Genomic DNA, 20,026 nt, shown 5'->3' with positions numbered 1-20,026 from the left:
CTCATCGGTTCGTTGTCTGGCGCAGCAGCATGGTGCCACCGCGCTGGGTAAATTCAAGTTTGTTCAGTGCGCTCATGCCGAGCAACACCTGATCGCCATGCAGCCCCGGGGCCACCAGTGCGCGCACATCCCGCAGCACGATGTCGCCCAGTTGCAGCCGTTCAATACGGGTGCGATAGCCCTGGCTCAGGCCATTGGCCGTGCTCAGGGTCACGCCGAATCCTTCTTCGAGCTTCAAACGCCTGGCCAGGTCCGCCGGAATCGACACATCGGTCGCCCCGGTATCAAGCATGAAGTCCACCGGCTGGCCGTTGATCTGGCCGCTGGCAACGAAATGCCCCTGCACATTGCTGACCAGTTTCACCTCGATGAAACCTTCGCCCTGCTCCGAGCTGACCACCACGTTCGGATTTTGCTGCCGCGCTTCCCAGTGGCCGAAAAAGCGTGTGGCCAGAAACAGCGCTGCGCACCAGGCCAGCACCATGAACACCCGACCGATGCGCCGCCCCGGCGTTTGCTGCTTCACAGTCTGGCACTCCAGCCACCGTCCGGCGCCGCGAAGCGCCAGACCACCGGACGCACTTCACCATCGGCGCGCGCACCGAAGTTATTGTCGACACCAATCCAGGCACCATCGGCATCCACGATCAACGCTTCTTCCAACCCGTAGTCCTGTGGATAACGACGGTTTTCCTGCAATAACTCGGCGGCGTACGACCAGCAGCGCTCGACCCTGGCCGTCTGCGGATCCCGGCGACAAATCTGATAGGCGTTGCGCTCAAGGGTGAACAGCTTGCCGTTGAACAGCGACAGGTCAGAGAAATCCCGCGAGACAGCTCTGGCGCGGGGAAACTGCTCGGGTTGCATTTCCATGCCCGCCTCGCTCAGCAGCACGCAGCCACCGTCGCAATCCCACAACGTCTGCTTGCGTTTGATCATCAGCAGTCCGCGACCTTTACGCTCGGCGGCGAGCCACATCTGATCGCCCGCCGGATTGACCGCCAGCCCTTCGAACAGTGCATTGAATTGCAACAGCAAACCTCTGGCCCGTGCCTCGCGAACCATCATCGGCGAAATTTTCAGCCAGGTAGCAGGCCCCGTTGGCGGCACTTGCAAGACAGCGGCATGGCCTTCGCTGACGATGTAGCGATTGCCGACGCTGTCGCAGGTGATGCCTTCGAAGTCCAGATCGCCGCCACGCACGAACGAAGCCCCCCAGACACGAGACTTCAGCCCCCAGGGCAAACCGCTGTCAGGCACCGGTGGTACATCAATGTGCACCGTTTGTGCCTGCCACACGGATTCGCGGGTATCGAGGCGGTAGATCTGATCATCGTCGCGGTCGGAAACTGCCCACAAGTCATTGCCGCACTGCGCCAGCCCGGACAGGTTGCCACCGGGCATGCCATCGATGACATGCCCGGACAACACGCGCAGCTGTGGCGCCGGCTCGGCAGATACCGTAATCGACGTCAGCAGCAACGCACAGGCCAGGGCAAAGCCCAGACGCATCAGCCCAGCACCTCGGCCAGGTTGCCCTTGGACTCCAGCCAGGTCTTGCGGTCACCGGCGCGTTTCTTCGCCAGCAGCATGTCCATCATTTCCGAGGTAGCCTCGAAATCTTCCAGCGTCAGTTGCACCAGACGCCGAGTGTTCGGGTCCATGGTGGTTTCACGCAGCTGCGGCGGGTTCATTTCACCCAGGCCCTTGAATCGGGTGACCTGTGGTTTGCCGCGTTTCTTCTCGGCTACCAGACGATCGAGGATGCCGTCGCGTTCGGCTTCGTCCAGGGCGTAGTAGATTTCCTTGCCCAGGTCGATGCGGTACAGCGGCGGCATGGCCACGTAGACGTGACCGGCATCCACCAGCGGGCGGAAGTGCTGGACGAACAAGGCGCACAGCAAGGTCGCGATGTGCAGACCATCGGAGTCGGCGTCGGCGAGGATGCAGATCTTGCCGTAGCGCAGTTGGCTCATGTCGGCCGCACCCGGATCGACACCGATCGCCACGGCGATGTTGTGCACCTCCTGGCTGGCCAGCACTTCGCTGCCGTCAACTTCCCAGGTGTTGAGGATCTTGCCGCGCAACGGCAGGATCGCCTGGAACTCTTTGTCCCGCGCCTGCTTGGCCGAGCCACCGGCGGAATCACCCTCCACCAGGAACAGCTCGGAACGCATCGGGTCCTGTCCGGCACAGTCGGCCAGCTTGCCCGGCAGCGCCGGGCCCTGGGTAATGCGTTTGCGCTCGACCTTCTTGCTGGCCTTGAGGCGACGGCCGGCGTTGTTGATCGCCAGTTCCGCCAGCAGCATGCCGGTTTCCGGGTGAGCGTTGAGCCACAGGCTGAACGCATCCTTGACCACACCGGAGACGAACGCCGCCGCCTCACGGGACGACAGGCGCTCCTTGGTCTGGCCGGAGAATTGCGGCTCCTGCATCTTCATCGACAGCACGAAGGCGATACGTTCCCAGACGTCTTCCGGCGCCAGCTTCACGCCGCGCGGTAGCAGGCTGCGGAATTCGCAGAACTCGCGCATGGCGTCGAGCAGGCCTTGGCGCAAGCCGTTGACGTGGGTACCGCCCTGGGCGGTCGGGATCAGGTTGACGTAGCTTTCCTGTACCGCGTCGCCACCTTCTGGCAGCCACAGCAGCGCCCAATCCACCGCTTCCTTATTACCGGCCAGGCTGCCGCAGAACGGCTCTTCCGGCAGGCGCTCGAATTCGCTGACCGCATCCACCAGGTAGGAACGCAGGCCGTCTTCGTAATGCCATTCGACTTTCTCGCCGGTGGCCTTGTCTTCAAAGCTGACCAGCAGCCCCGGGCACAACACGGCCTTGGCCTTGAGCACGTGCTTGAGGCGGCTGATGGAGAATTTCGGGGAGTCGAAGTATTTCGGATCCGGTGCGAAGAACACACTGGTGCCGGTGTTGCGTTTGCCAACAGTGCCAACGATCTCCAGTTCGGTGGCCTTGTAGCCATCCTTGAAGGTCATCTGGTACTCGTTGCCGTCACGCTTGACCCGCACCCGCACTTCGGTGGACAAGGCGTTGACCACGGAAATACCCACCCCGTGCAAACCGCCGGAGAACTGGTAGTTCTTGTTGGAAAACTTGCCACCGGCATGAAGCTTGGTGAGGATCAACTCGACGCCCGAAACACCTTCCTCGGGGTGAATGTCCACCGGCATGCCACGGCCGTCATCGCTGACTTCCAGCGAATGGTCGGCATGCAGGATCACCTGTACCGATGAGGCATGCCCGGCCAGGGCTTCGTCGACGCTGTTGTCGATGACTTCCTGGGCAAGGTGGTTCGGCCGACTGGTGTCGGTGTACATGCCGGGGCGTTTGCGCACCGGGTCGAGGCCCGAGAGGACTTCGATGGCGTCGGCGTTATAAGAGCTAGCGCTGGGAGTGGCCATGGGGTCTCGTCGTCAGTGTTCGGTGAAAAAAGAATTCATGGGGCTATCGCTCACAATGCGGTGAAATCGATTGCCTGATACAAATCGGCGCCGATGCCGGCAAAACTCAACATGGCCGGCAATCGCGCGGCAAAACCCTGGAAACTGTGGTCGCCACCGGCTTGGATACGCAAGGCGCATGCCCGGTAATACTGCTGGGCGAGACGATAGTCCAACGTTTCGTCAGCTGTCTGCAACCATACCTGATAACGCTGCGGATCCTGGGGTGCCGGCACTTCCAGTTCGGCCAGGGCCGTCACGTGGTCGTGGGTCAATTCCCAGGCCTCTTCGGTATACAGGTTTTTCTGCGTCCCCAGATAGCCGTCGAACATCCGGTGCGGGCTGACGGCAGGGTTGATCAACAGGGCTTTCAAGCCATGGCGCTCGGCCAGGTGAGTGGCATAGTAGCCGCCGAGGGAGCTGCCGACCAGCAGTGGCCGTCCCAGTTCGGCGATCGCCTGCTCCAGCTGCTCGATAGCCTGGCGCGGGTGGTGGTGCAATGCCGGAACGCGCAACTGTTCGCTCAGGCCCAGACGTTCCATCACCTCGACCAACTGGCAGGCCTTCTTCGACAACGGCGAGCTGTTGAAGCCGTGGATGTAAAGGATCGAACCGGACATTTGAGTTCCCTGTGCGTCGGCTAAAGAGGCGGAGTTTACAGGGACTCTGGGGAATCGGGGATATCCGCGAAATTCGAGGTGTCTTTGAAGACGTCATCGCGAGCAAGCTCGCTCCCACAGGGGATTTGTGAATGACGCAGATCCAATGTGGGAGCGGGCTTGCTCGCGAAGGCCGCGCCCCGGTTTTCCAGAAAAATGAAAAATCAGTAGCCGCTGGAACCGTAATCCACAGTGAAATCGAACCCGGTGACCCGCTCTACCCCGGTTTCAAGCCCCCCATCGGGCAGCAGTCGCAACCAGCGATAGCCCGGTGCCTGTTCCCCGACCTTGAAATCCTCGCTGCCCGGCTCGAACTGGATGCAGGTCGAGGGTGAGGCGATCAAACGTACGCCGTTGCGCATCTGATCGATTTCCTGGTGCACATGCCCCCACAAAACCGCGCGCACCTGTTCGAAACGGTCCAGCACGGCGAACAGCGCCTCGGGATTGCGCAAGCCAATAGGTTCCATCCAGGCACAACCGATGGGCACCGGGTGATGGTGGAAGCACACCAGATGATGGCGTTCCGGTGCTTCGCTCAATGAACGCGCGAGCAACTGCAGCTGTTCATCCTGCAAATACCCCGGCACCGAGCCCGGCACCGCCGAATCGAGCATCGTGACCCGCCAGTTGCCGATATCCACCACCGGTTCGAGCAAAGCGCTCTGCACCGCCGCCTCGGCCATGATCTGCGGCTCATCGTGATTGCCGGGAATCCAGCGCGCCGGCGCATCCAACTGGCTCGTCATCTCGCGAAATTGCCGGTAGGACGCAAGCGTCCCATCCTGGGACAGATCACCCGTGGCCAGGATCAAATCGATCTGCGGCTGTTGCGCGCGCACCAGTTCGATGACCTTTTGCAGGCTATCGCGGGTGTTCATGCCCAGCAGCGTACCGTCCGCTTCGGCAAACAGATGGCTGTCGGAGAGTTGCACCAGCAACGCCGGATCGGCGGTGGTCAATGTGGATACGCTCGGCAAGGCGTTCTCCCAGGGCGTGATCACGGGAATGGGTAAGTGCCGCAATTATGCTGGGGGACGATCGAAAGGGGAAATCCGTGAACCTGACGCAGTTCACAACTGCGCTTCGCAGTTAACGTACTACTTCGTACTCATGCCCCAGCGCCAGGCAATGGCTCAGCCATTCGCCCAGAAACATGTTCAGCTGGGCCTTTTCGTCCGGCTGGTGCATCGAGGCGTTCGGGTAAGGATAGATGCCGCGAAAGCGTCGTGCATGTTCGGCGCTGACCACTTCGGCCATGCGTGCATCGTGATAGACCTGCACTTCCAGTTGCGGCACCGGCAGCCACGGCAGGCTGTGTTCCTGGCGCACTTGCAGGGTCGTGGTGTAAGGACAGGTCAGCAGTACCTCCAGGGCCAGCACGCCGAGCATCTGGTCGCCATGGGTCACGGCGATGCGCCGCGCAGCAGGCTCGCTGCGCATGTCCGGCAGCAGTCGCATCAGGCGCGCGTAGTTCGCCTCGCAGGACGCTTGCAGCCCCACCAGATCTACCCGATAGCGATCGCGCAGCTTGTTTACGACCATAACCCCCTCACTTCAACGCGGTTCAAAGCCAGCCATTGCAAGGCAATGATGCTCGCCGCGTTGGCAATACGCCCGTCGCGCACGGCTTGCAGGGCATCTTCGAAAGCCCAGACCGTGACGCGGATGTCTTCTGCCTCTTCCTCCAGCCCATGCAGGCCGCCAACCCCGGTGGTGTCACAACGCCCCAGGTACAAATGCACGAACTCGTTACTGCCGCCCGGCGATGGAAAATATTTGAGCATCGGCCAGAGCGCCCCGATTTCCAGCCCAGCTTCCTCCTGCGCTTCGCGGTGAGCAACTGCTTCCGGCACTTCATCCTTGTCGATCAGACCAGCGACCAGTTCGATCAGCCACGGGTTGTCGGTCTTGCCCATGGCGCCGACGCGAAACTGCTCGATCAGCACCACTTCATCGCGCTGCGGATCGTAAGGCAGCATGCAGACCGCATCATGGCGCACGAACACTTCACGATTGATCTCACGGCTCATGCCCCCGGCGAACAATTCGTGGCGCAAGTGCACGCGTTCGAGTTTGTAGAAGCCCTCGTAGCATTTTTCGCGCCGCACGATATCAACGGCGGTCGGAATGGCGTTGGCAAAATCCGTCATGACAATCCTCGTTACTGCGAATCCTGTTCGAGGTTCCTTTTTTCCTGGGCCTCGACTTCGCGCCATCCTAACGCGCCCGTGATGTTTGATGCAGCCCCTTTCCCGTCAGCGGGATGGACGGTGAAGGCGAAACCCTCTCTAATTAGCTTAGTGGCGAACTGATTGCTTTGTTGAGAGTCGAAGCCGGTAACTTTTTGCCTTCCCCTGTTTCAGAAAGGACGCCCATGTCGCTTTTCAAAATCGCCTCCGTGGCCGCCATCGCCCTGACCCTGGGCGCTTGCGCGAGCCTGTTCCAGCCCAACTACCGGACGCCGCTGGAAACCACCCGCGACGCTTCCGAGCAACTCAAGCCCGGTTGCAGCAACCCGGAATGCCCGCTGGTCAACATCGACACCCTGCACTTTCCGGACGAGCCTGCACTGGACGGCATCATCGAAAAGCGCCTGCTGCAAATGACCCGCACCTCGCCCGACGCGCCGGTGGCACCGACCCTGGCGGCCTATCGCGAAGAGTTTTTGCGCACCGCCGGCCCGCGCAACAGCAGCTATCTGCAGGCCAAGGTACGTGAGCAGCATGACGGCTTGGTGATCATCGAATTGTCCAGCTACCTGGACACCGGCGGCGCCCATGGCACGCCGGGGAGGGGTTTCATCAACTACTCGCGCCAGCAGCATAAAGTGCTGACGTTGTCCGACATGTTGGTGCCGGGGCAGGAAGAAGCATTCTGGAAAGCCGCGCAAGTGGCGCACAACAGCTGGCTGATCAGCACCAAGCTCGATCAGGAGCCGGAGTTCGTCAAGAGCTGGCCGTTCCAGAAAACCCAGAACGTGGCGCTGACCTACGGCGGGGTGATCCTCAAGTACGAAACCAGCACCATTGCGCCTTACGCGCTGGGCCATGTCGAACTGAAGATCCCCTACCCTCGCCTGAACGGCATCATCAAACCCGAGCTGTTTCCCGGCCGTAACTGAAAGCCCGGCCCAGCACCAGCTGCAGCAACCCTGCCAGGACCAGCGCCGGCAGGGTGGCACCCACGTCCGGATACAGATTGGCCAGCAGATGGTAGGTGCTGACCCCGCCCAGCCAGGCGAGCAGCGCCGGCCAGCGCAAAGCGGTTGAAGCCACCTGGCCACTGCGCTTGCGCAGGATGAAGTGGTCCACCAGCACCACGCCGAACAACGGCGCAAACACCGATCCGATCAGCAGCAGGAAGTTCTGGTACTGGGCCACTGGCGCCAGGAAGGCGATCAGGGTGCAGATTACACCGATGGCAAGCGCCAGATGCTCGACCTTCAAGCGCAACAGAATCCCGCTGGAAACGGCCGCAGAGTGAATATCGGCGAAGGCTTTTTCCGACTCGTCCAGCAGGATCAGCAGCAGCGGAATCCCCAGGCCGGCGCCGGCCAGCGCCAACAGCAAGGCATTGACTTCACCGCTCGGCGCGAATGCCAGGGTGTAGGCCACGCCCAGGCTCATCAGCCAGAAGTTACCGATGAAGAAACCGATGGCGGTGCCACCGAAGACGTTTTTCGCCCGCTTGCCGAACCGCGAGTAGTCGGCGATCAGCGGCAGCCAGGAGAGCGGCATGGCAATAGCGATGTCGAAACCCACGGCAAACGGCATCGAACCATCACCGGCCTGGGCCCACAACGCGGCCAGGTCAGCCTTGGCGAACAGGTTCCAGGTCAGCCAGATGCACGCGGCCAGCAGCAGCCAGATGCCCCACTTGCGCAGGATCTGCCGGACGAAAGTCAGCGGACCACTGACCGCCAACAGGGTCGCCAGGCCGCCAAAGAACAGGGTCCAGAGCAGCGGATTCGACAGCAGGCTGCCTTCGTTGAAGGCCTTCGCGCCCAACAGGCTGGCGGCATCGCGCATGACAATGATTTCGAACGAACCCCAGCCGATCAGCTGCAGCAGGTTCAGCACCGCCGGCAGGCTCGCGCCCTTGGTACCGAGGCTGAGCTTGAGGGCGGCCATCGACGACAGGCCAGTGTCACTGCCAATCACCCCGACCGCCGCCAGCAGCAGAACGCCGACCAGGGTACCGAGGAAAATCGCCAGCAACGAACCGGACAGGCCCAGGCCCGGCGCGAGCAATGCACCGGTCTGCAACACCATCAGGCCGATGCCGAGGGAGAACCACAGGGAAAACAGATCGCGACCGCCGAACACACGTTTGTCGGTCGGCACCACGATGTCGGGTGAATAAGTGCTGGGTTGAATGCTCAAGGGTGTTATCTCAGAGGGACATTTGTTGTTGTGTTGATCGCTTTCGCGGGCAAGCCCGCTCCCACACTGGATCTGCGTCTTGCACAAATCCCTGTGGGAGCGGGCTTGCCCGCGATGAGGCCCTTTCAGGCCCCACCTTATTCAGGTCAGATCAAACCTTCTTGTACAACTGACTGCCTTCCTGCTTGAAGCGCTCAGCCTGTTCGGCCATGCCTTGGGCGACGTCCACGTCGACCGCTTCGATCCGTTGGTTGGCCGCATACTCGCGGACTTCCTGGGTGATTTTCATCGAGCAGAACTTCGGCCCGCACATCGAGCAGAAGTGCGCGACCTTGGCCGAATCCTTCGGCAGGGTTTCGTCGTGATACGAACGCGCGGTGTCCGGATCGAGGCCCAGGTTGAACTGGTCTTCCCAGCGGAACTCGAAACGCGCCTTGCTCAAGGCATTGTCGCGGATCTGCGCGCCCGGGTGCCCCTTCGCCAGATCGGCGGCGTGCGCGGCGATCTTGTAGGTGATGATGCCGGTCTTCACGTCATCCTTGTTCGGCAGGCCCAGGTGCTCCTTCGGCGTCACGTAGCAGAGCATGGCGCAACCGAACCAGCCGATCATCGCCGCACCGATGCCCGAAGTGATGTGGTCGTAGCCCGGCGCGATGTCGGTGGTCAGCGGACCGAGGGTGTAGAACGGCGCCTCGTCGCAGCACTCCAGCTGCTTGTCCATGTTCTCCTTGATCAACTGCATCGGCACGTGGCCCGGGCCTTCGATCATGCACTGCACGTCGTGTTTCCAGGCAATCTTGGTCAGCTCGCCGAGGGTTTCCAGCTCGCCGAACTGAGCTTCGTCGTTAGCGTCGGCAATCGAGCCCGGACGCAGGCCATCGCCCAGCGAGAAGCTGACGTCGTAGGCCTTCATGATTTCGCAGATTTCGTCGAAATGGGTGTAGAGGAAGTTCTCTTTGTGGTGCGCCAGGCACCACTTGGCCATGATCGAGCCGCCACGGGACACGATGCCGGTCACGCGCTTGGCGGTCATCGGTACGTAGCGCAGCAACACCCCGGCGTGGATGGTGAAGTAGTCGACACCCTGCTCGGCCTGTTCGATCAGCGTGTCGCGGAACAGCTCCCAGGTCAGGTCTTCGGCCACGCCGTTGACCTTCTCCAGCGCCTGGTAGATCGGCACCGTACCGATCGGCACCGGTGAGTTGCGGATGATCCACTCACGGGTTTCGTGGATGTGCTTGCCGGTGGACAGGTCCATGACCGTGTCCGACCCCCAGCGAATGCCCCAGGTCAGTTTCGCCACTTCTTCTTCGATGGACGAACCCAGGGCGCTGTTGCCGATGTTGCCGTTGATCTTCACCAGGAAGTTACGGCCGATGATCATCGGTTCCAGTTCGGTGTGGTTGATGTTGGCCGGGATGATCGCGCGGCCGCGGGCGATTTCCTCTCGGACGAATTCAGGGGTGATTTCTTTCGGGATGCTCGCGCCGAAACTGTGGCCGGCGTGCTGTTGCTTCAACAGGCCGGCGGCGCGGGCCTCTTGCAGCTTCATGTTTTCGCGGATGGCGACGTATTCCATCTCGGCGGTGATGATGCCTTTGCGCGCGTAGTGCATCTGGCTGACGTTGGCCCCGGCCTTGGCGCGGCGCGGGTTGTTCACGTGGGCAAAGCGAAGTTTGGTCAGCTCAGGATCGGCAAGGCGCTCCTGACCGAAGTTCGAACTCAGGCCACTCAGGCGTTCGGTGTCACCACGGTCGTCGATCCACGCTGAACGCACGTCGCCCAGGCCTTTACGCACGTCAATCACCACGTTGGGATCGGTGTAGGGACCCGAGGTATCGTAGACAGTCACCGGGGCGTTGATTTCGCCACCGAAGTCAGTCGGCGTCACGTCCAGGGTGATTTCGCGCATCGGCACGCGGATGTCCGGGCGAGAGCCCTGGACGTAGACTTTTTGCGAACGGGTAAAAGGTTGAACCGACTGCTCATCGACCTTGGCCGACTCACTGAGGTTGATCGCGTTTTTTGCTTTTATGGTCATCACGGGCTCTCCAGACAGCATCCAGGCAGTGGATTGTCGGAGCAGAACCTGAAAGGCACGGACGCACCAGGACTGGTGCTGTGCGTCGTCACACGGGGAGCGTTCGATTGTCGAACAATTTCCCGGACGAAGCACAAGAGGACTCGCCGGGTGACGAGAAATCTTGTTCCCTACGCAGGCGCTAACCTGATCAGGTTCAACGGGATCCGAAATTATTCGATCTCAGCCTCATAGCAAGGCACCCCGACAAGAACCCGGCCAGTCTAGACACAACTGGCAGAGAACGCCAACCCCCCGGCAAATACCATGATGAATGGCGTAATAACACGCAGTATCAGGATTGTTGCCACCCCATTGCGCAACTACACTCGCTACGCTGAGCCGCGCATTGACGCTGTCGAAGCAGAGCCTTAGCCTTGGCGCTCAAATTACCTTTGTAATATCAATTCTAGGGATCGTCTATGCTGCGCAAACTCTCACTGGCCCTTGCCGTGTCTTGTGCGTCCAACGGATTGGCCTGGGCAGCAGATGCGCCCTTATCGAACAAGAACGACCTCGTCAGCGTTTATCAGGAAGCCGTCAACAACAACGCCGATCTGGCGGCTGCCATCGCCCAATATGGCGCGCAGAAGGAAGTCGTCCCCCAGGCCCGCGCCGGGCTGCTGCCGAACCTCTCGGGCGGTGCCAATGTTTCCGAGGTGCGGACCTCGCTCGATCAACCGTCGGGCACGTCCAACCGCGATGCCCATTCCTACCAGGCCACTTTGGCGCAGCCGCTGTTCCGGGCAGACCGCTGGTTCCAGTTCCAGGCCGCCAAGGAAGTCAACGAACAGGCCGCCCTGCAACTCTCGGCGACCGAGCAGAACCTGATCCTGCAAACCGCCGACAGCTATTTCAACGTGCTGCGCACCCAGGACAACCTGGCCTCGACCAAGGCCGAAGAAGCGGCGTTCAAGCGCCAGCTCGATCAATCCAACGAGCGTTTCGATGTCGGCCTCTCGGACAAGACCGACGTGTTGAACTCACAAGCCAGCTACGACACCGCACGCGCCAACCGCATCGTTGCGCAGCGCCAGGTGGACGACGCCTTTGAAGCATTGATCACCCTGACCAACCGTCAGTACAACTCGATCTGGGGCATCAGCCATAACCTGCCGATCCTGCCGCCAGTGCCGAACGACGCCAAGGCCTGGGTCGAAACCGCGGGCAGGCAGAACCTCAATCTGTTGGCCAGCAACTATGCCGTCAGCGCCGCCGAGCAAACCCTCAAGCAACGCAAGTCCGGGCACTTGCCAACGGTTGACGCGATCGCCAAGTACGAGAAAGGCGACAACGATGCACTGGGCTTCAGCAACCCGAACACCCTGCCCCAGGCGTACGGTGGCGACGTCGATCAAACCACTGTCGGCCTGCAACTGAACATCCCGATCTACAGCGGTGGCCTGATCAACTCCCAGGTGCGCCAGTCGTATGCACAACTGGACCAGACCGAGCAGCAACGCGAAGCGCTGCGCCGCAGCATCGTGGAAAACACCCGCGACCTGCACCGCGCGGTGAACACCGATGTCGAGCAGGTACAGGCGCGCAAGCAATCGATCATCTCCAACCAGAGTGCGGTGGAAGCGACTGAAATCGGCTATCAGGTGGGGACGCGAAACATCGTCGACGTGCTGGATGCGCAGCGCTCGCTCTACAACTCGGTGCGCGACTACAACAACACCCGCTACGACTACATCCTCGACAACCTGCGCCTGAAGCAACAGGCCGGCACGTTGAATCCGGGGGACCTGCAAAACCTGGCACGCTGGCTCAATCCCAACTACAACCCGGACAAGGATTTCCTGCCACCGGATCTGGCCAAGGCGGCAGAGGAGCAGTTGAAGGCGCGACCGGAGCAGTAAAAGCAAAAGCTTCGCGAGCAAGCCCGCTCCCACATTGGATCTTCTGCGAGCACAGGTTTTGTGTACGACAGTAGCCCAATGTGGGAGCGGCGGTGCGACGATTCGACTTGCTCGCGAATGAAGGCAGCGCGGTCTACCGCTCGATCAACCGCCCCAATCCATCCAGCAAGCGCTGCAACGCCCCCTGGTTGGCGCGCATCACCCTCAACCCGGCCTCTGCCATGCGCTGTGCATCACGCGGCAGTTCGAACAGCCGCTGCACCGCCACCGCCAGCCCTTCGGCATCTTCCACCTCCTGCAACGCCCCGGCACTGCGCAACTGCGCAGCGATTTCGAGGAAGTTGAAAAGATGCGGCCCGCTCAGCACCGGTTTGGCGAGGGCTGCCGGCTCCAGCAGATTATGCCCGCCGTTCGGCACCAGGCTGCCGCCGACGAAAGCACTGTCAGCCAAGGCGTAGAGAAACAGCAACTCGCCCATGGTGTCGCCCAGCAACACTGAAGTATCGGCACTGACCGCGTCGCCACTGGAGCGCCGGACGGTGGCAAACCCCTGTTGCTGGCACAGCCCGTACACCGAATTGAAGCGTTCCGGATGACGCGGTACCAGAATCAGCAACGCATCGGGGTGACTGACCAGCAACTGACGATGAGCCGCGAGCACGACCTCGTCTTCGCCGTCATGGGTGCTGGCCGCGATCCACACCGGTCGCTCCAGCGCCTGCCATTGCCCGCGCAACTGGTTGGCGCGCTCGAGCAGTTGCGGGTCGATGGTCAGGTCGAACTTGATCGAACCGGTGACCTCGACGGTTTCCGGCCACGCGCCCAGATCACGGAAACGCTGGGCTTCGGCCTCGGTCTGCACCGCGAACAGGCTCATCTCGGCCAGCATCGGCTGGGTCAGCTTACGGAAGCGGCCATAGCCCCTGGCCGAACGCTCGGACAGTCGTGCATTGGCCAGCGCCACGGGAATCCCGCGTTTGGCACATTGATGGATATGGTTGGGCCACAGCTCGGTTTCCATGATCACCGCCAGTTTCGGCCGGACCCGATCGAGGAAGCGCCGAGCGGCGCACGGCAAATCGTACGGCAGATAGCAGTGCTGGACGCGCGGCTCATTGGCAAACAGGGCCAGGATGCGTTCCGAACCGGTCGGAGTCATGCAGGTCACGGTGATCGGCAGATTCGGGTAACGCGCCAGCAAGGCGCGGATCATCGGCGCGGCAGCAATGCTTTCGCCCACCGACACGGCATGCACCCAGATGCCGCCCGGTTTCATCGCCGGCATCCCGTAGGAGAAGCGCTCGCCGATGCGCCTGGCATACGCCGGCGCCTTGCGCGCGCGCAGCCAAAGCCGAATCGCTACCAGTGGCAGCCCCAGATAAAACAGCGCGGTGTAGAGAGTTCTATTCATGGCGGCGGAGTTTATCGGCTTTTTTCGCCAATCGTCTGCAAGTGCACGGCAAAACGTTCGGCGAGCCAGCGCGCGGCCGGACCAAGCGGCTCGTCCCGGCGCCATACCAGCTCCACCACCAGGGCCGGCGGGGTCCATTCGCTGACCAGTTCGACCATCTGGTTCTGATAGGTCGGGTATTGCACCACGTGGCGCGGCAACCACGCCCAGCCGAGGCCGCGCACCAGCCATTCAGCCATCACATAGAAACTGTCGGCGCGCCAGACTTGCGGACTGGCGGGATCACTGCCGGGATAAATGCTCGACTCCGTGGACATCAGCAACTGCCGATGCTGCGCCAACTGCTGGCCGTCCACCGTGCCTTTGCCCGCCAACGGATGGTCCTTGCCGCACACCGTGACCATTTCCACGCTGCCCAGCACACGACGCTCAAGCGCCTCGGGAATCTGATCGTGAAAGAACAGCAACCCCAGATCGGCGCGCCGCTCCACCAGCTTGCGCGCGACATCGCCTTGGGCGGCGCTGGTCAGTTGCACTTCAAGGCTGGGGAATTTTTCCGCCAGGGCCTCGAAGCTTTCGATGATCGGCTGATAAGGCATCGCTTCATCCTGCGCCACGCGCAGTCGTGCCTCCTGGCCGCGCATCATCGCCAATGCCCGGCCATTGAGTCGTTCACACTGACGCAACACTTCCCGTGCTTCGTCCAGCAAAGCGGTACCAGCTTCAGTGAGCTTCGGCTGACGGCCGCTGCTGCGGTCGAACAGGCTGACGCCCAGGTCATCCTCCAGCAACGCTATCGAACTGCTGACCGCCGACTGCGCCTTGCGCTGATCCCGCGCCACGGCAGAAAACGATCGCTGCTCCGCTACGCTGACAAACAACCGCAACTGCTCCAGATTCCATTGCATGCTCATGGCTCAACCCATCTTCAAAACAGATAGGTAATGACTTTACCGCATCTGGCAAATCACTAGAATGCCGACCTCAGAGAGCAACACTTCACACGAGGATTGACCCATGACCGCTTACTACTACCTGGCCATTGCCATCTGCGCCGAAGTGATTGCCACTGTTTCGATGAAAGCGGTCAAGGGCTTCAGCACCCCGCTGCCACTGGTGCTGGTCATCGTCGGCTACGGCATTGCCTTCTGGATGCTGACCCTGGTGGTGCGCAGCGTTCCCGTGGGTGTGGCGTATGCCGTGTGGGCCGGCATGGGGATCGTGATGGTCAGCGTCGCGGCGCTGTTTATCTACGGGCAGAAGCTGGACGTGCCAGCGATGCTGGGGATGGCGTTGATTGTGCTGGGGGTTGTGGTCATCCAGCTCTTCTCCAAAACTGCAGGGCATTAGAACTCGAAACGCGACCCCCTGTGGGAGCGAGCTTGCTCGCGATGACGGCATGGAATTCAACATCAATGTTGACTGACCCACCGCTATCGCGAGCAAGCTCGCTCCCACAGGGTTACTCGTTGGCTCGAGAGTACTGGCGTCAGCCCCTCCAATCTTCGAGTCTGTATACTGCGCCCTCGTCTTGAACACAGAGGTCGCTGCATGCCATCCGTTATTTCCACCGACGTTCTGATTGTCGGCGCTGGTGTCGCCGGCCTCTGGCTGAACGCGCGCCTGCGCCGCCAGGGTTTTTCGACCGTGCTGGTGGAAAGCGCCAGCCTCGGCGGCGGGCAGACCGTGAAGTCCCAGGGCATTATCCACGGTGGTGCCAAGTACGCATTGCACGGTGCCCTGACTGGCGCTTCGGAAGCCATCGCCGATATGCCGCGCCGCTGGCGTGCAGCCCTGGCCGGTGAGGGCGAGCTGGACCTGTCTGGTGTGCGCCTGCTCTCCGAAGCCCATTACCTGTGGTCCCCTGGCACCCTCGCCGGCAACCTGACCAGTTTCTTCGCCAGCAAGGCCGTGCGCGGTCGCGTCGATCAGGTCAAGGGCGACCAGTTGCCGCCTGCGCTGCAAGACAAGCGCTTCAAGGGCAAGGTCTATCGCCTGGCGGAACTGGTGATCGATGTGCCGAGCCTGATCCAGCGCCTCGCCGACCTCGCCGGTGACGGCTTGCTCGCCGGGCAGAAAATCGAACCGCTGCTGGAAGGTGGCAAGCTGGTCGGCCTGATCGTCGATGAGCGCGAGATCCGCGCCCAGCGCATCGTCTTGAGCGCCGGCGCAGGCACGGCGCAACTGCTCGAAGCATTGGGCCTCAGCGAGCCGGCGATGCAGCGTCGACCGCTGCACATGATCATCGCCAAGGGGCCGAGCCTCAAACCGCTGTACGCCCACTGTCTGGGCGGCGGCACCAAACCGCGCATTACCGTCACCACCCACCCGGCCGCCGACGGTCAATGGGTCTGGTACATGGGTGGCGACATCGCCGAAAGCGAAGGCGTGCTCCGTGAGCCTGCGGAACAAATCGCCACCGCACAGAAAGAACTCGGCCAGTTGCTGCCGTGGATCGACCTGAGCACAGTGCAATGGGCCACCCTGCGCGTGGATCGCGCCGAACCTCTGCAATCGGGCCTGACCCGCCCCGACAATGCGTTTCTCGCAGAAGAAGGCCGGCTGCTGGTGGGCTGGCCAACCAAACTCGCCCTGGCGCCGGACTTCGCTGACCGGGTCATCGCCAGCCTGACCCGCGACGGTATCCAGCCAGGCCACCCGGCAGCGCTGCCTGAACTGCCGAAGCCACCGATGGGCGTACCGGCCTGGGAGCAACTGCTGCCATGAGCCAACCGACCCTGCATGACTTGCATCGCCCGCTGGGCAGCAGCGGCCTGCTGGTTTCACCCTTGGGCCTGGGTACGGTGAAACTGGGCCGCGACCAAGGCGTGAAATACCCCAGCGGCTTCCGGATTCCCAATGACGATGAAGCGCGCATGCTGCTCAAGCTCGCCCGCGACCTGGGCATCAACCTGATCGACACTGCCCCGGCCTATGGCCGCAGCGAAGAACGCCTCGGCCCATTGCTGCGCGGTCAGCGCCAGGATTGGGTGATTGTCAGCAAGGTGGGTGAAGAATTTGCCGACGGCCAGTCACGTCACGACTTCAGCGCGGCACACACGCGCATGTCCGTAGAGCGCAGCCTGCAACGCCTGGAAACGGACTTCATCGACCTGGTGCTGGTGCACTCCGATGGCAACGACCTGGCGATCCTCAATGACTGCGAAGTCTACGCAACCCTCGCCGAACTCAAGGCCGAAGGCAAGATTGGCGGCTTCGGGTTTTCCGGCAAGACCGTCGAAGGCGGATTGAAGGCGCTGGAGCAAGGCGACTGCGCGATGGTCACCTACAATCTGAACGAACAAAACGAGAAGGCCGTCATTGACTATGCTGCTGCACACGGCAAAGCCATTCTGGTCAAGAAAGCCCTCGCCAGCGGTCACGTATGCCTGAGTCCGGGCGTGGACCCGGTGCGCGCCAGTTTCGAGTTGTTGTTTGAACATCCGGGTGTTGCCAGTGCTATTGTCGGGACCATTAATCCGCTGCACCTCGCCCACAATGTCGCGACCGTTGCCCAGGTCCTACGTAGCCACTGACGCCGCCCACGCGGCCTTAAGCAGGAGCCGACATGTCGCGCACGCTCATCAGAAAGAACCCGAGCAACTTCAAGACCCTGCCGTTATTCGTCGAAGCGACTCCTGAAGGCCTGAGTTACCAGAGCGTCGGCAGGCCACTGAATTTCTCCCAGACCCTGCAACGTCGTCGGCCAGTCACGGTCGGCGACAGCGAACGATTTGCCCTGGAACTGGCCAATCTCGGGGTCTCGGTGCGCCTGACCCTGCATTGGCAGAATCGCGACTACTGGGTGCTGGTGCGTCAGCGTCGGCAGGACCGTGGCGACGTGGTGCTCAAGCTGATCTCCGGTTACGTGCCGGCCCACGAACTGAACCTCCCCCTGCACACGGCGATCCAGGAGATTGCCGAAGAATGCCTGCTGGAAACCCCGGAGGGCTGGCTCGGTGGCCGGTTCAATGACACCTGGCTGCCGGCGCCCTACTCGGCCGCCCTGCATTACCGCGAAGCCCTGCCGTTTCGCTTGTCGCCACTGTCCGGCTCGGCGCGGCCGGTGCGTTGCGCCAACCTGACGTTGATGGAGCGTCCGCGGGCTTACGTGCATTTGCCGACGGCGTCGCTGCAACTGATTTACGACCTGCGCCTGGACGTTCCCAAGGAAGCCAAGTCCCTGAGCCTGTTCCATGTCGATGAAAGGCTCGAAGGCGATCAACTCGTCGCCCGTCTCGACCGCAAGCGCCCCGACCTGTACTTGATGCCCTTGCAGGACGGCCACCCGATGGCTGAACTCTACACCCTGAAAAAGGATCAGTTGCACCCGGCCAGCACGCGCGGCCTGTACCTGGCCGAGAGCTTTGCCCGACAGGAAGGCTGGCTGGTGCGCGATGAACGAATTCGCTGGAAGGACTGGGTGAGGCAGCAGGGTTTGACCCCGCCGGGGAAGGATTCGGGTTTGGCGCGGTTGCGTGGGAAGGCAAAGCTGCTGCTGAAGAAAATCGTGCCGCGCAAGAAGGTCAGCTCTTAAAAGCAAAAGATCGCAGCCCCTGTAGGAGCGAGCTTGCTCGCGATGAACTCAGCGGCACCGCATTCAATCAGTCAGCACGCGGTATCGTTCACGTCCATCGCGAGCAAGCTCGCTCCTACAGAGGATGCGATCTTTTATGGCCTCACTCGGACTTGCGGATCTTCTCGACAATCGCCGTGGTGGAGCTATTTTCCACCAGCCCCAGCACTTTTACGGTACCGCCGTAGGCCGTCACGATGTCCGCGCCGACCACCTGGTCGATCCCGTAGTCGCCCCCCTTGACCAGCACGTCCGGCTTGATCGCGCTCAGCAGGTTTTCCGGGGTGCCTTCCGGGAAACTGATGACCCAGTCCACCGCGCCCAGGCCGGCCAGCACCGCCATGCGCCGGTCGACACTGTTGATCGGACGGCCCGGCCCTTTCAGGCGGCTGACCGATGCATCGTCGTTGATCGCGACGATCAGGCGATCGCCCTGGGCCCGAGCCTGCTCCAGATAGGTCACGTGACCGGCATGCAGGATGTCGAAGCAACCGTTGGTGAACACGATCCGCTCGTTGTGCGCGCGGGCATCATCGACCGCCAGCAACAGCTGCTCAAGACCCAGCACACCGCGCTCGGAACCCTCAGCGCGCTGGATCGCACGACGCAGTTCCGGCGCACTGATGGCCGCCGTACCGAGCTTGCCGACCACGATACCGGCCGCCAGGTTGGCCAGGGCCACGGCGTGAGGCAGTTCTTCACCGGCGGCAATCGCCGCTGCCAGGGTGGAAATCACTGTATCGCCGGCACCGGTCACGTCGAACACTTCGCGGGCACGGGCCGGCAGGTGCAGCGCCGGATGATCCGGACGCAGCAAGGTCATGCCGTGCTCGCCACGGGTCACCAGCAAGGCACCGAGGTCCAGGTCGTGCATCAGTTGCGCGCCCTTGTTGACCAGATCGTGTTCATCGGCGCAACCACCGACGATGGTTTCGAATTCGTTGAGGTTCGGCGTGATCAGGCTTGCGCCACGGTAGATCGAAAAATCCTTGCCCTTGGGATCGGCCAGCACCGGAATGCCGCGGGCCCGGGCGGCCTGGATCAGCGCCTGATGATTTTTCAATGCGCCTTTGCCGTAGTCGGACAGCACCAGCACCTTGATGCCTTCGAGCAACTCGTCGACCTGCGCGGCCAGCGCCAGCGCGTCGGTGGCGAAGGGTTCTTCGAAGTCGATACGCAGCAGTTGCTGGTGACGACTCATGACCCGCAGCTTGACGATGGTCGGCTGGTGCGCAATGCGCTGGAAGATAGCCCGCACGCCAGCGCCCTTGAGGCTGTTGACCAGGCTATTGGCGGCTTCATCGTCGCCGGTTACACCGACCAGCGAGGCGGGCGCGCCCAGGGCGGCAATGTTCAAGGCAACGTTGGCAGCGCCACCCGGACGGTCCTCGATGTGATCGACCTTGACCACCGGCACCGGCGCCTCAGGGGAAATCCGTGAGGTACCACCATGCCAGTAACGGTCGAGCATGACATCGCCGACCACCAAGACAGGGGCTTGATCGAATCGCGGCATGGACAACTTCATGGTGCAACCCACATACAGAATGAACAGGGGCGCGATATTAACACAGGGTTGGCGTCGGCTTGTGCGGTGG

Annotated in this window: 18 protein-coding genes and 1 riboswitch; of the genes, 6 read left to right on the top strand and 12 right to left on the bottom strand. The window is 61.9% G+C overall.

What is annotated here, in order from left to right; genetic code table 11:
• Position 1: 1 nt before the first annotated feature.
• From ACXX83_RS27065 to ACXX83_RS27035, 7 genes are all read right to left on the bottom strand, one after another.
• Entirely contained in the window at positions 2-526 is a 525-nt protein-coding gene (locus ACXX83_RS27065; RefSeq protein WP_458550069.1) for a retropepsin-like aspartic protease family protein, read from the bottom strand.
• Entirely contained in the window at positions 523-1,512 is a 990-nt protein-coding gene (locus ACXX83_RS27060) for an esterase-like activity of phytase family protein (protein WP_458550068.1), read from the bottom strand. Before ACXX83_RS27060 ends, ACXX83_RS27065 begins: the two co-directional genes overlap by 4 nt.
• The gene (gene parE / locus ACXX83_RS27055) at positions 1,512-3,416 is read right to left on the bottom strand and encodes a DNA topoisomerase IV subunit B (protein ID WP_458550067.1); all 1,905 of its coding nucleotides are present in this window, start codon (positions 3,414-3,416) and stop codon (positions 1,512-1,514) included. The genes ACXX83_RS27060 and parE overlap by 1 nt, the downstream gene beginning before the upstream one ends.
• 50 nt (positions 3,417-3,466) lie before the next feature.
• The gene (locus ACXX83_RS27050; protein ID WP_458550066.1) at positions 3,467-4,075 is read right to left on the bottom strand and encodes a YqiA/YcfP family alpha/beta fold hydrolase; all 609 of its coding nucleotides are present in this window, start codon (positions 4,073-4,075) and stop codon (positions 3,467-3,469) included.
• A gap of 203 nt (positions 4,076-4,278) precedes the next feature.
• Positions 4,279-5,094, bottom strand: a complete 816-nt coding sequence (gene cpdA, locus ACXX83_RS27045; protein ID WP_217837019.1) for a 3',5'-cyclic-AMP phosphodiesterase — start codon at positions 5,092-5,094, stop codon at positions 4,279-4,281.
• 112 nt (positions 5,095-5,206) lie between these two features.
• Positions 5,207-5,659 (bottom strand): DUF1249 domain-containing protein, encoded by a 453-nt coding sequence (locus ACXX83_RS27040; protein ID WP_007977461.1) that lies wholly within the window; start codon positions 5,657-5,659, stop codon positions 5,207-5,209.
• Entirely contained in the window at positions 5,650-6,267 is a 618-nt protein-coding gene (locus tag ACXX83_RS27035) for an NUDIX domain-containing protein (RefSeq protein ID WP_015093209.1), read from the bottom strand. Before ACXX83_RS27035 ends, ACXX83_RS27040 begins: the two co-directional genes overlap by 10 nt.
• Before the next feature lie 224 nt (positions 6,268-6,491).
• Between ACXX83_RS27035 and ACXX83_RS27030 the strand changes: the two genes are divergently transcribed.
• Positions 6,492-7,238 (top strand): RsiV family protein, encoded by a 747-nt coding sequence (locus ACXX83_RS27030; protein WP_458550065.1) that lies wholly within the window; start codon positions 6,492-6,494, stop codon positions 7,236-7,238.
• Here the strand turns inward: ACXX83_RS27030 and cytX are convergent.
• Positions 7,207-8,499: a putative hydroxymethylpyrimidine transporter CytX gene (cytX, locus tag ACXX83_RS27025; protein ID WP_458550064.1), complete on the bottom strand. Its 1,293-nt coding sequence runs from the start codon at positions 8,497-8,499 to the stop codon at positions 7,207-7,209. The genes ACXX83_RS27030 and cytX overlap by 32 nt on opposite strands.
• A gap of 151 nt (positions 8,500-8,650) precedes the next feature.
• Positions 8,651-10,540, bottom strand: coding sequence for a phosphomethylpyrimidine synthase ThiC (thiC, locus tag ACXX83_RS27020; RefSeq protein ID WP_007977453.1), 1,890 nt, complete (start codon positions 10,538-10,540; stop codon positions 8,651-8,653).
• Between the two features lie 150 nt (positions 10,541-10,690).
• Positions 10,691-10,796, bottom strand: a riboswitch (TPP riboswitch).
• A 205-nt stretch (positions 10,797-11,001) separates the two neighbouring features.
• On the opposite strand from thiC, the gene ACXX83_RS27015 reads away from it, so the two are divergent.
• Positions 11,002-12,441: a TolC family outer membrane protein gene (locus ACXX83_RS27015; RefSeq protein WP_458550063.1), complete on the top strand. Its 1,440-nt coding sequence runs from the start codon at positions 11,002-11,004 to the stop codon at positions 12,439-12,441.
• A gap of 133 nt (positions 12,442-12,574) precedes the next feature.
• Here ACXX83_RS27015 and waaA read toward each other — a convergent pair whose 3' ends face one another.
• Positions 12,575-13,852 (bottom strand): lipid IV(A) 3-deoxy-D-manno-octulosonic acid transferase, encoded by a 1,278-nt coding sequence (waaA, locus tag ACXX83_RS27010; RefSeq protein ID WP_458550062.1) that lies wholly within the window; start codon positions 13,850-13,852, stop codon positions 12,575-12,577.
• An 11-nt stretch (positions 13,853-13,863) separates the two neighbouring features.
• Positions 13,864-14,766, bottom strand: a complete 903-nt coding sequence (locus tag ACXX83_RS27005) for a LysR family transcriptional regulator (protein WP_458550061.1) — start codon at positions 14,764-14,766, stop codon at positions 13,864-13,866.
• A 103-nt stretch (positions 14,767-14,869) separates the two neighbouring features.
• Here ACXX83_RS27005 and ACXX83_RS27000 point away from each other — a divergent pair, with 103 nt between their 5' ends.
• The 4 genes from ACXX83_RS27000 (at position 14,870) to ACXX83_RS26985 (ending at position 18,389) form a co-directional block, all read left to right on the top strand.
• Positions 14,870-15,202, top strand: a complete 333-nt coding sequence (locus ACXX83_RS27000) for a DMT family transporter (protein ID WP_015093202.1) — start codon at positions 14,870-14,872, stop codon at positions 15,200-15,202.
• Between the two features lie 201 nt (positions 15,203-15,403).
• Positions 15,404-16,579, top strand: a complete 1,176-nt coding sequence (locus tag ACXX83_RS26995) for an NAD(P)/FAD-dependent oxidoreductase (RefSeq protein WP_458550060.1) — start codon at positions 15,404-15,406, stop codon at positions 16,577-16,579.
• On the top strand, positions 16,576-17,388 hold the full coding sequence (locus tag ACXX83_RS26990; protein WP_458550059.1) for an aldo/keto reductase: 813 nt from the start codon (positions 16,576-16,578) through the stop codon (positions 17,386-17,388). Before ACXX83_RS26995 ends, ACXX83_RS26990 begins: the two co-directional genes overlap by 4 nt.
• A 32-nt stretch (positions 17,389-17,420) precedes the next feature.
• Entirely contained in the window at positions 17,421-18,389 is a 969-nt protein-coding gene (locus ACXX83_RS26985; protein WP_007977441.1) for a hypothetical protein, read from the top strand.
• A gap of 142 nt (positions 18,390-18,531) precedes the next feature.
• Here the strand turns inward: ACXX83_RS26985 and hldE are convergent, their stop codons facing one another.
• On the bottom strand, positions 18,532-19,956 hold the full coding sequence (gene hldE / locus ACXX83_RS26980) for a bifunctional D-glycero-beta-D-manno-heptose-7-phosphate kinase/D-glycero-beta-D-manno-heptose 1-phosphate adenylyltransferase HldE (RefSeq protein ID WP_015093200.1): 1,425 nt from the start codon (positions 19,954-19,956) through the stop codon (positions 18,532-18,534).
• Positions 19,957-20,026: the final 70 nt, after the last annotated feature.

Source organism: Pseudomonas sp. GNP012 (assembly GCF_054343835.1).
Note: the sequence above shows the minus strand (reverse complement) of the source record. Positions and strands in the feature narration are given on the sequence as shown.